Origin of the sequence: Pseudomonas sp. B14(2022) (assembly GCF_012030485.1) — a bacterium.
GTDB lineage: Bacteria > Pseudomonadota > Gammaproteobacteria > Pseudomonadales > Pseudomonadaceae > Aquipseudomonas.
The window spans coordinates 408,143-418,712 of sequence record NZ_JAAUVM010000004.1 but is presented as its reverse complement, the minus strand read 5'-3'; the positions used below and the strand labels follow the sequence as shown (position 1 = coordinate 418,712).

Here is a 10,570-nt window from a genome sequence, read left to right as displayed (position 1 = left end):
TTCTTTTCGGTCACTTGATTGACTGCTTGGATTTTGAATTCTTCGGGATAACGCGGGTTGCTCATGGCACCTCCTGATTGGCCTCATTTTAAGGCATGGAGGTGTCTACGAAACCCGGGGCGATTCAGTTCCCCTGGTGCTCCTGCGACAGAGTCCAACTCAAATAGTACAGCGGCCTCATGATCCATTCCGTCTGTTGGCCCGAGACGAGTTGCGACTTTGATGTTCGGATCGCTGTTGTTCGGGTAACCGAGGCCTGCGACCTCTCTGAGTGCTGGCGCAAAGCTGACAGTGAGCCTGCTGTCGAAGGCACTTTGAGCCGCTTCAATCGCCCGCAGGGCCTCCAGGTCATGCACATCCGGGCTATCACCGGGGTCAAGGTGGCGACGATAATACGTGCGTAATTGTTCAGAAAGCTTCCTGCCGCTTCCGGGTTTGCTTTCGTCTTGTCCCTCATCGGCGCTGTCCCCGAAACCGCGCTGCGCATTGATCTCGTGAACTCTGATCAGGTTAAGCAGGGGATTCCGCTCCAGCGGGATTGCCGTATCACTCAGCGGCTGAAGATTGGCAGTCCTGGTTTCTGCGTTAGGTGGCGAAAGCTTATCTGGATCAAGGCGGTACCATCGCACTTTGAACGCCTTGGCCAAGCGCCGGTTGAGGTAGTCATGCAGGTTCTGCGGCCATAATTGGAGGGTCGGGCGCACCTGGCCATCCGCAGCTTGATTTTCAATTTCCTGCAGCAGCGTAGCGACCCGTTCCCGTTCTTTTCGATAGTCGGAGTAGAGCGTTGGAAGATCATCAGGCTCTAGCCGAAATCGCATACCCACCATGCCGCCTGACCAGGAGAAATTGGGAATCAGGTCGCGGATGTGGTGGAGCTCGCCCTGAGCTGCTCGTATCCAAACGTCCAAGGTTGGCAGCCACTCAGCCCACGCGTTGGATGCTGGAATAGCGAAGCTGTCATCGGCCTGTTCCCACTCCTGGCCAATCGCATCGAGCGTAGCGATATGGCAAAGAGTGAGATCCTGCAGCCGGAACGTCGTCGGCTTAACCAGGAATTTGCGTAGTGCCAGCATTGCTGATGATTTGCCGCTGTTGTTGGCGCCCACCAGAAGGGTGGTTTCGGCCGCCAAGTCGATTCTAACGGATTTAAGCTTACGGAAATTCGCAAGCTCCAGATGCTGGATGCGCATGGGATCCTCCCTGAGATAAGGCGATGGCCGTGAGCCACTGCTAGGTCATGGAACTGTAGCTGACGACTAGCAGAAAGGGCACCAAGCTCAATCCACTGGCTAATGCTCACTGGTTTGTAGTTCCGGAGACGAAGTGCCAACATAGGCGGCATCCAAGTCAGTCGCTGAGCCTCGTGCTCCTCAGGAACAGGGAAGAATGGAATTCCATATCATAGGCAGGGATGACAAATTCCCGAGCGGGAAGATCAGCACTGCGTATCTCAAATTTGACCACTGGAACGATCACAGCTTTGTCACGATGTTCCATGTGCTCGTTTACGACGAATTCGGCGAGGCTCACGACCTTCAAAACGTCAAAATAGGGTTCAAAGGGCAGGACACCGCCACTACGACGCGCTCCAAGCTTCCCGACACTTTCCAAAACCTTCCTGAAGGCTTTTTCTCACTGGGCACTGGTGTCGAGTACTACCAAAAAATCGCCAATTCGTCTTCTGGGGATCTGCGGCTCAACTTCCTTGCAGCAATGAACGACATCGTTGCCAATCCTGAAATCCTCGAAGCGATAAAAGACGAGCCAGTGCTCTCAGTCTCTTTGCTGCGGGATGTCAGCTTGACCAGCGTAAAGAACCAGTTTGCGCGAGTCCTTCTGGGCGGCGCTGTCCGGACAAACTTTTCTTTCGTTTACACGAAGCAGGCTGACAACTCTACTGCCGGCATTGAGTTGAGCTTCGACGTAAACGTTGACTCAACGCCCCTAACGAATGTCCATGCGCTAATCGGGCGCAATGGCATCGGGAAAACCACAATCTTGAATGGCATCATCAAAGCCATCCATGATGGCCACACTGGTGCGGATGCGATCCATCAGGTTCAGTTTTGGGGCCAACAACGGGCGATGATTGCCCCAGACTTCTTTAGCAGCGTGTTGCTCGTATCGTTTAGCGCGTTTGACCCTTTCGACCCGCCACCAGAGCAGCCTGACCCCGCTAAGGGCACCTGCTTTTTCTACGTCGGATTGAAGTCAAAAGGTGGAGACGCGTGGCATGAGTTGAAGCGTCGTGATGTCTTGAAATCAGACTTCATTGAAGGGATGAGAGGTTGTCTACGAGATACGTATAAGCGTAATCGTTGGAGGCAAGCCGTCAAAACCCTGCAGTCTGATGAGAATTTCGCAGGTTTGGGATTCGACAGGCTGCTGTCCTTGAGTGGCGAGGAATGGATGACCGCAGCTAACGAGATTTTTTCTAATCTCAGCTCTGGCCATTCGATCGTTTTGTTGACCATCACAAAGCTTGTAGAGCGGGTCGAGGAAAAAACTCTCGTTTTAATGGACGAGCCCGAAAGCCATCTGCATCCGCCGCTTCTATCGGCCCTAATCCGGGCGTTGAGTGAATTGCTCCTTGATCGTAACGGTGTAGCGATCGTGGCCACCCATTCTCCTGTGGTGCTTCAGGAAATACCCGCCTCATGCGTATGGAAAATTCATCGTTCTCACCTGGTAGCCGCCGCACAACGACCAACAGTTGAGACGTTCGGCGAGAATGTAGGAATTCTGACTCGGGAAGTTTTTGGCTTGGAGGTGGCGTCTTCCGGCTTTCACACCCTGCTTGCTGCAGAAGCCGCCGAGGGGCATAGTTTTGATGTCATCCTACGAAAATTCGGTGGCAGACTGGGGCTTGAGGCCCAGGCAATTCTTAGAGCGCTTATCGCTGAGCGTGATTCTGAGGGGCAAGTATGAAGCACCTCACGGGCCCCGACTGCTCTCCTGAGGACGCGTTTCTGACCTGTACCTCCGCGATCATCGATGATCAACAGAGAGAAAGGATGAGAGGTATCCTTCCAAGTATAAGAACCAACGCTGCCGAGTTCATTGAGCGAGCATCCGTAGGATCCACCTGGCAGCTACCTTCTTTAAGGGTGGGGCGAGGGGAGGATCCCTTCGTTGTCGATGACATTCGGAAAAGCGAATTGGTCAACTTGTATGAATATTACATGGTGCAGAGGGAGCCTGGTCGAGCACTCTATGACGCCATCTTGGTTGCTGCCGGTGATCACTGCCCTACGTGTGGTGGGATAGGGCAACCACGAACACTGGATCATTATTTGCCGAAAGCCAATTATCCAAAGCTGGCAATTGTCCCCCACAACCTGATCCCAGCTTGTCGCGATTGCAATACTGACAAGCGTAACCCCCTGGTCGACCACCCGCACCAGCAATTGCTTCATCCATACCTGGACAAGCGGCAGTTTTTCGAGGAGCGGTGGATCAGTGTTTCCGTGACCCATACCGCGCCCTGCACGATTACTTACTCCGTTAATCCACCGGAAAACTGGTCGGAGGAGGACAAAGCACGGGCAGCCAACCATTTCGAATTGTTTGGCATCGCCAAGCGCTACAGCATCCAGGCAGGCACAGAAGTCGGCTTTCTAATGGATATGCATACCCTTTACTTTACCCGACAGCCTCTTGGTGCTTTTGCTGACTTCCTCCGTTCAGCCGCCAGCGCCGATGACCTGCTGGTAAATGGATGGAAGAAGGTGCTCTACGAGGCCTTGGCGGATGACCCGTGGTTTTGCAATGCAGAATTTCGTTAACGGGTTAGCCTGGAACAGGGGATGGGGGCACCCATCTGTAGGCATTTCTTGAGCAAGGCTTAGAAAGTGTTGAGGCGCACTGTCCCCGACCGCACGGCAAGTCCTCCAAAAGATACGCTTGAATCCACATACCTCAGGGCAGACTTCATGTCCTTCCACCCGACATAGCCCATTAGCGCCTTGATGTCCCAGCCATTCGCCGATGCCCAAGTCGCAAATCCCCGGCGCATCGAGTGGCTGGTGTAGAGCGCCTCGGGCAGGCCAGCTTCCTTGAAAATACGGCGCAAGAGCGGGATCAGGCTGTGGGGCTGAATGGCTTTGCCCGAAAGGTTGCCCCAGCGGTCGATACGCTGGAACACCGGCCCCTTGGTGAGTCCGGCAACAGTAATCCAATTGATGTACGCCTCGACAGGGCAGAGCTTTGTCAGCGCCGGCGCTTGAAAGGTCTGGCCTTCATGAACGCGGTCACCCTTGGTGTAGGGCAAGTAAAAGCTGATGACCTCACCGCTTGAGGCCTCTGTATTTTCGACAGTGAGTCTGGCGAGCTCGTCGCCCCGAAATCCTCTCCAGAATCCAATAAGCACCATTGCGACCGACCGACGGTGGCGCACGAGCGATTTGTAGTCGCCACGTTCCAGAGCAGCCGCCGCTTCACGTTCCAGCCATTCAATCGCCTGCTCCAGATGCCTGATCAATAGCGGGGCGGCCTGCTTGACCCTGGCGGGGTGCACAACCCTGATGCCTTTGATCATTTGGCGCACGTTTGGAGATTTCGTCGGATCGGGAAAGCCCTGGGTGATATGCCACTGCGCCAACGCCGCCAAGCGTTGCTTGAGGGTGTTGAGTGAGAGCTTGTCGGCGTACTCCGCCAGGTAGCGAACGACTCCTTCTCCCGTCGTGGGGAGATAGCTACCCCACGTGACCTCGAAATGCTCAATGGCCGCCCGATAGCTCTTGCGCGTGTTTTCCCGTGTACCCGCCTGTAGGTATCGATTTGCCTTGTCCATCTTTTTTGACCTTGAAACCGGGTGTCTTGGGGCCCTGACCAGGCGACAAGGACGGTCAATGGGCCCGATCAATCGTCTAGAAGCCATAAGTCTCCATTATAGCTTCCTAGTTCTACTCGTAAAATAAGCTAGAATTTCAATATCATGTAATGTGTTTACATGACATGTAACACAGTACGAAATCGTAGGAGTGGATCCATGGCTCGGGGTGGAATCAACAAAGCGTTGGTGCAAAAGGCGAGACAGGCCTTGCTAGCCAAGGGCATGCACCCGAGCATCGACGGGGTGCGGGTAGAGCTCGGAAATACGGGCTCCAAGTCCACGATTTCTCGTTATCTGAAAGAGCTGGATGCGGCTGAGCGTCCGGTCATCGAGCTACGCGACCGCATAGGTAATGCGCTGAGGGCGAGTGTTGAGAGCCTTCTTGACCAGGTGATGGAGGAGGGCAGTGAGGCGTTGACTGTCGCCCAAGCCAAGTTCGATGAACAGATTCGAGATCTTGAGGGGCGCAACCAACGCTTGGAGGGCGAGTTCGCGACGTTGGAGCGGCAATTCGAGGTTCAACAGTCGGCCTTGGAGGCTCAAACTACCGCGCTCCAGGTGAGTGAAATGTCCCTGCGTGACGAGCTTGGCCGTAATGCTCAATTGAACCAGGCGCGTGATGACCTAGAGCGTCGTATCCAGGAACGGGATGAGCAGATTCAATCCCTGGAGGAAAAGCATGTTCACGCCCGTAACGCCCTTGAGCATTACCGCGAAGCTACCAAAGAGCAACGGGAGCAAGACCAGCGCCGCCACGAAAACCAGCTTCAGCTAACCCAGGGGGAATTGCGTCAGGTTAGAGAATCACTCGTGGTCAAACAGGATGAGTTGACACGTTTGAGTCGAGACAACGAGCGCTTGATAGGCGAGGCACGCCAACAAGCAAAAGCCTTACACGCGCAAAGCGACAAGGTAGAGCGTCTCACCAGCCAGGTTCAGACCTTGACGCTATCCGACGCAAGGGCCGCTGCGATCATCGAACACCATGAGACCCAGGTACTTGAGCTAAGGGAGGAGGTCAAAACGCTCAACGTTTCCGCTGCTCTGGCCGCGAATCGTGAAGGTGATCTAACGCGGCGCCTGCTCGACCTAGAGGCTCAACTCGAATGCCAGGAGGCCGAGCCAGCAGAGACTTCTGCTGGAGAGCTGCAGCAGGGGTATGGCGCCCCCAAACAGGACGTCTCCAAACCACCCGCGAAGCCTTCCAGGCGCAGGCGGTAGTAAACCTAGGGCAGTCTGCTGAGGCAGACGTCTTCTATGGCGTGAGTTCGGACTTGAATTCAAATGGAGCGGGAGCTGGACACCGATTAGCCATGAAGCCTCATCCGGCCTCTGATAGAGGCGTGAGGTTTGTTCTTCCCGCTTCCAGATCTATGACCACCACATCAATCTGAGATCGCAACGCTTCCGGCAGACACTCTATCAAGGCTTGCCGCATGGCCTCAGGGGTGCGAGGGGTAGGGACGCCCGAGGGTGGAGCCTGCAGTCTTTTCCCTGTGTTGGACGGCAGCTCCCCAAACCAGAACACCAGGTAAATCCCGCAGCCATGCGAGCGCCAATCAATCAGATAGCGATCATGCAATTGGTGGATTGCACCTTGCCAAACCTCGTCATGCCACTGGCACTTGACCTCAATTGGAAGCTGAAGGTCAGCGCAGGCGAACGCGAGATCCACTCGTTTAGACTTGGGCATGTCGGCCTCTGTGAGCTCCCGGATACCGAACTGCTCCAGCTCTCGGCTGATGAGCATGGCGAAGCGGTCTCTGCAGATGTTCTCAATGTAGGGCACACCGTTGTCACCCCAGAACATGCTTACCCGATCAAGGTCATCACCCCGCAATTTTTTCTGAATCACGGAAAGCTCATCGAGCACCATTGCTCTAAGATCGACCATGTTTGTCGGCGGCCCCTCACTGAGCAGTGCACTCAAAGCACCGGGCTGAAGTGGGGCGAAGTCTTCCTCTGCACGCTTCTGTCGCTGCTCGGCCGCCATATGTAAAAGATCTAGGGTGTAGCTGTCTTCCGGCTCTGCAATCAGCTCCTGCAGGGCTTCAATTGCCTCGATCGAGGTGTCGTCTGCGAGCCGCTGGATCATTGATCGAACGAAACTGGCAGCCTCAAAAGGAGATTGACTTCCGTCATTCACCCACGCCCTGTTCTGGCGCGGCCAGGATCCTCGAAAATTGGATACGATCCATTTGACTTGAGCGGTATCGAGTACACGCTTTTGCCCTCGGCGCTCTCCGGGTTCAAGCCTAATGATGGGCCAAATGAAATCCGGGTGGTCTTTGCCAATTGCCGCAAGAGCCTCCCTGGATTCATTAAAGCTGACCAGAAAATCTACGGCCCGCCACATGAGCATCCGACTGACGGAGCTGAACTCAACGTCCGAGTAAAGCTTCGTGATCGCGCCCATTTCGTGCAGATGTTCTGGTGCGACCAAGAGATGGATCATCCTGTTCTCAATCGATTCTCCCATGGCGAGTTGGTCGCTGAGCCAAGTCGCAGAAAGGTGAGCAGCGGTTGCATGCCACTGGGGTTGAGAGAAGATTGCATTCATCGCTGAGATTTGTGGTTTGCCAGCCTTGATGCAAGGCTCAAGGCACAGCCAAGCGAAGTCATAACGACTCAGGGTGTCTCGCCTTGGCAAATCATGGTTGCCAAATAACTCGTTTTCGAGAGCTTCGCACAGGGACGAAAGGTTGTCGGGAACAAACGCTATCTGATTGTGCAAGCAAGCAATCAAAGCGGATAGGAGAACGGGCGTTGGGATGTCTGATAAGCCTCCACCCGCGCGCAGCCTAGTCAGTAATCCGGCAACCATAGGGAAACAGTAGTTCCAGACCTTCTCCTCAGCAGGGCTGTGAGCCACATCATGGGGAGACGGAAGGTCATCGCGGTGTAGCACGGCTTCAAAGCCTACAAGAGCATCCTCGGCGAACTCGGCACCAAGCCACGCCGTGAGGGCCTCGACTGAGTTAAGGTGGACGTCGTAAACGTCGTGGTGGCCCAGGTAGTATCTGGCCGCAGGGAGTATCTCCCGCAAATCGCCATTTCGCAGAGATGAACGGTGATGAAGATAGTGATCACTATCGGCTTCATACTGAACGCGGAGCGCTTCTATTCGCTCCGCCTGTCTCAATTCTCTTCGAATCGCAAGTTCGGATTTGACTGGATTTTCCAGCCTGTAGACGTAGGCCTCCAGTTCAGGGTCATCCCGTTGAAACTTTCGACTGACAGCTCGAACATCAGGGTCAAACGTGCGATTTCTACACGCTATCAACATCAAATCACACCACTGCGCCCGGGCTTTCTCATCCTGAGTGCTAAGGAGAGCCAGTTGCTCCAGAAAAAAGATCAAGTCGGACTTGCGGCTTGCAAGCCCCAAAAGGCGATCCTCCAGATCACAATTCTGTGACCAGACAGAGCTGGCAGGCTCCAGATCATGCAGCACATATTGCTGGACGGCATGCCTAAGATCGTCGGCATTGTCGAGGTGGGCGTTGAGTGTTTTCCTCTCTGGTACATCGTAAAGATCAAGCCGATGCATAGCGCCTAGCCAGTTCCAGAGAAGCGCTGCATCCTCTGGGCAGGCGGTGAGTACGTTTTCAGCGATGACGCGACTTATAAGCAGCGCGATGAGACCGACCAGATAGCTTGGTGGCTCAGTCTCACTGATGTCGACTGGAATGCATTGCTCAGTGAGCAGGCTCAGCAGCTTTGGAATCCTAGTGAGAACCAGTTTTTGGCTGAACGGTAGCCAGTACAATCCGCCAGATGTCCGTGAGGATGCTCTAGGCAGCGAACAAACATATAGCCCTGAGCACGCCAGGATATTCATGGCAAGAAGCTCATCGCTTACGTCAAAGTCAGTCGCCTCGATGACGAACAGCGCAAGCTCGAACGACACGTCAGTGTAGGGCTCATGTAAGCGGTTAATCATGCTCTGCCGGCGTACCCGGTCACAGGCTGGCAGTAGCGCCTGCACGGCATGCTTCCGCTCTGAAAAAGCATAACGATCCGAGAACACCACGCCGTTAAGCGCGTCTTCGAGCGACCTGGCTAGGGGAGTACCAGTGAGACCCTCGATCAGAAGGGCCCTTAAGTGAACACTGCTGTCCGGCGATGTAATGATCGTCTCGATTTTGCTTACCAAGCGATCATGCATCAGGCCACTGGCCTTATGACTGCCCCAATCATGGGATCTAAAAAAAGGATCTGTTTGCGACAGGGATGTAAGCGCGTCGAGCATGCTTTGAGCTTGCTCTGCCGTGAGGTTCGCCGTCTCGCCGTGCCGCAACACGCCATATGGATCGGCTGCAATCACCGCAGATGACATAGCTGGGCTGTGGTAAGACAACCACGCGTGCAGACCTCGCAAACTCGCAGGCACACTGCCGCCGGTGCGAAACTGAGCGAGCACTCTCTTCTGTGCTTGAGTGGTTCTTGCGACCTTCGACAGCCATCGTGCGCCGAGAAACTCTGCAACCACGCGGTGTATGGGCTTTGCCCGTTCCGGGCCAACAGTCTGGAACAGTTTTGAGGAATAAACCGCTTGTGCGGCTTCCGCCTCGGGCAGCTCGCTGAGCTCTGCAAGCCTGACATCCCCTACTACGAGATGATTAGGGCCGGAGCGACTGATCGCGTCCCCGCTCGCGAGCAGCAATCCCGCGCAGAGAGCTCCAGCGGCCGAAAGCGCTTGTTCTTCAGAAAGAAGGCCAAGCGCGCCGTCAATACGGTGAGGGTCATGCTCGGGCCAGAGTAGAGTGCACACCCGTTCGAAGAGGCCCGCACGTGTAGCAGGGAGAGTCCTGTCAGCAACAGCGACTTTGCCAATGAGGCTAAGAGTCAGAGGATTCTGGTAGAGCTCGGCGATCCCTTGATCCTCCAGGTGATCAAGGACGTGATCCACATCGAGTTCTGGATAGAGCTGGCGCATGAAAGCAAAGGCATCCAACCTCGTAAAGGCTTCGATGGATAGGATGCTGGGCTCTGAGCCATAAATTTGCGTTAGGTTCACAACATTGCGTGACTGCCATTCTCTCGACCTGCAGCAAAGGATGAAGTCGGGATGTCCGGCATCCTCAAGCTTCCCTAACACCATATCCACAGCATCGCTATCCCGCCGCGCCATGGCTTCGTCGAGCCCATCTATCAACAGAGGTTTACCAGGAAAATGAAAACGCCTCGGGTTGCCGCTGGCGATGAACCGTTGCGCGGTGATTGGCCGGACGTCTAAGCGCCGTCCTAATTCCTCAATCAGCTGGCTTTTACCCATGCCCGGCTCCCCCAATATGACCTTGGGGCCTGCAATGGCAAGAAGACCATCCTCATCAACGATGGCTGGACGGCCAGATGATTCGTTGTTTTCAAGACGCAGATGGCGAGAAAAATACCGCGCGATTGTCACGTTTGAACAGCTCCATGCTTGCCCGGCGGCGATCGACGTCGGCGGATGCGTAGAGAGCATCATAACTTCAGCTTTGCGGGAAATCAGCTTTGAACTCGAAGGGTAGGGAGGACTAAAGTTAGCCGCTATGCCGTTGCCCGCAACGCTGTCCGGGAAAACCGGAGGCCGCAGTGTAGAGTAAGCTAGCGCCAAGCTCTTGCCAGGTGAACAAAGGGTTCGCAGGCGAAGATGGCGGTGAGCTATCATCCCAACCCTCGTATCAGGCTCACCGGAAGTTCACCTTCCCGCTCAGACCCAAGATCGATCATTCAATCTTCGGCAAA

The 10,570-nt window shown here is 54.9% G+C and carries 6 protein-coding genes; 3 read left to right on the top strand and 3 right to left on the bottom strand.

All coding sequences use genetic code 11. The features are described from left to right. Window positions 1-83: 83 nt before the first annotated feature. Complete coding sequence (locus HCF10_RS09765; protein WP_337782115.1) at window positions 84-1,193, bottom strand: AAA family ATPase; 1,110 nt, start codon at window positions 1,191-1,193, stop codon at window positions 84-86. A 196-nt stretch (window positions 1,194-1,389) separates the two neighbouring features. Here HCF10_RS09765 and HCF10_RS09760 point away from each other — a divergent pair, with 196 nt between their 5' ends. Next, window positions 1,390-2,931, top strand: coding sequence for an AAA family ATPase (locus tag HCF10_RS09760; RefSeq protein WP_167655383.1), 1,542 nt, complete (start codon window positions 1,390-1,392; stop codon window positions 2,929-2,931). Further along, complete coding sequence (locus HCF10_RS31995; RefSeq protein ID WP_443200905.1) at window positions 2,928-3,788, top strand: HNH endonuclease; 861 nt, start codon at window positions 2,928-2,930, stop codon at window positions 3,786-3,788. The genes HCF10_RS09760 and HCF10_RS31995 overlap by 4 nt, the downstream gene beginning before the upstream one ends. A gap of 59 nt (window positions 3,789-3,847) precedes the next feature. On the opposite strand, the gene HCF10_RS09750 is transcribed toward HCF10_RS31995, so the two are convergent. Next, window positions 3,848-4,795, bottom strand: coding sequence for a tyrosine-type recombinase/integrase (locus HCF10_RS09750; protein ID WP_167655382.1), 948 nt, complete (start codon window positions 4,793-4,795; stop codon window positions 3,848-3,850). Window positions 4,796-4,993: 198 nt separating this feature from the next. Here HCF10_RS09750 and HCF10_RS09745 point away from each other — a divergent pair, with 198 nt between their 5' ends. After that, entirely contained in the window at window positions 4,994-6,058 is a 1,065-nt protein-coding gene (locus HCF10_RS09745; RefSeq protein ID WP_167655381.1) for a DNA-binding protein, read from the top strand. 100 nt (window positions 6,059-6,158) lie between these two features. Here the strand turns inward: HCF10_RS09745 and HCF10_RS09740 are convergent, their stop codons facing one another. Continuing rightward, entirely contained in the window at window positions 6,159-10,310 is a 4,152-nt protein-coding gene (locus tag HCF10_RS09740) for an NACHT domain-containing protein (RefSeq protein WP_237683091.1), read from the bottom strand. Window positions 10,311-10,570 lie beyond the last annotated feature (260 nt).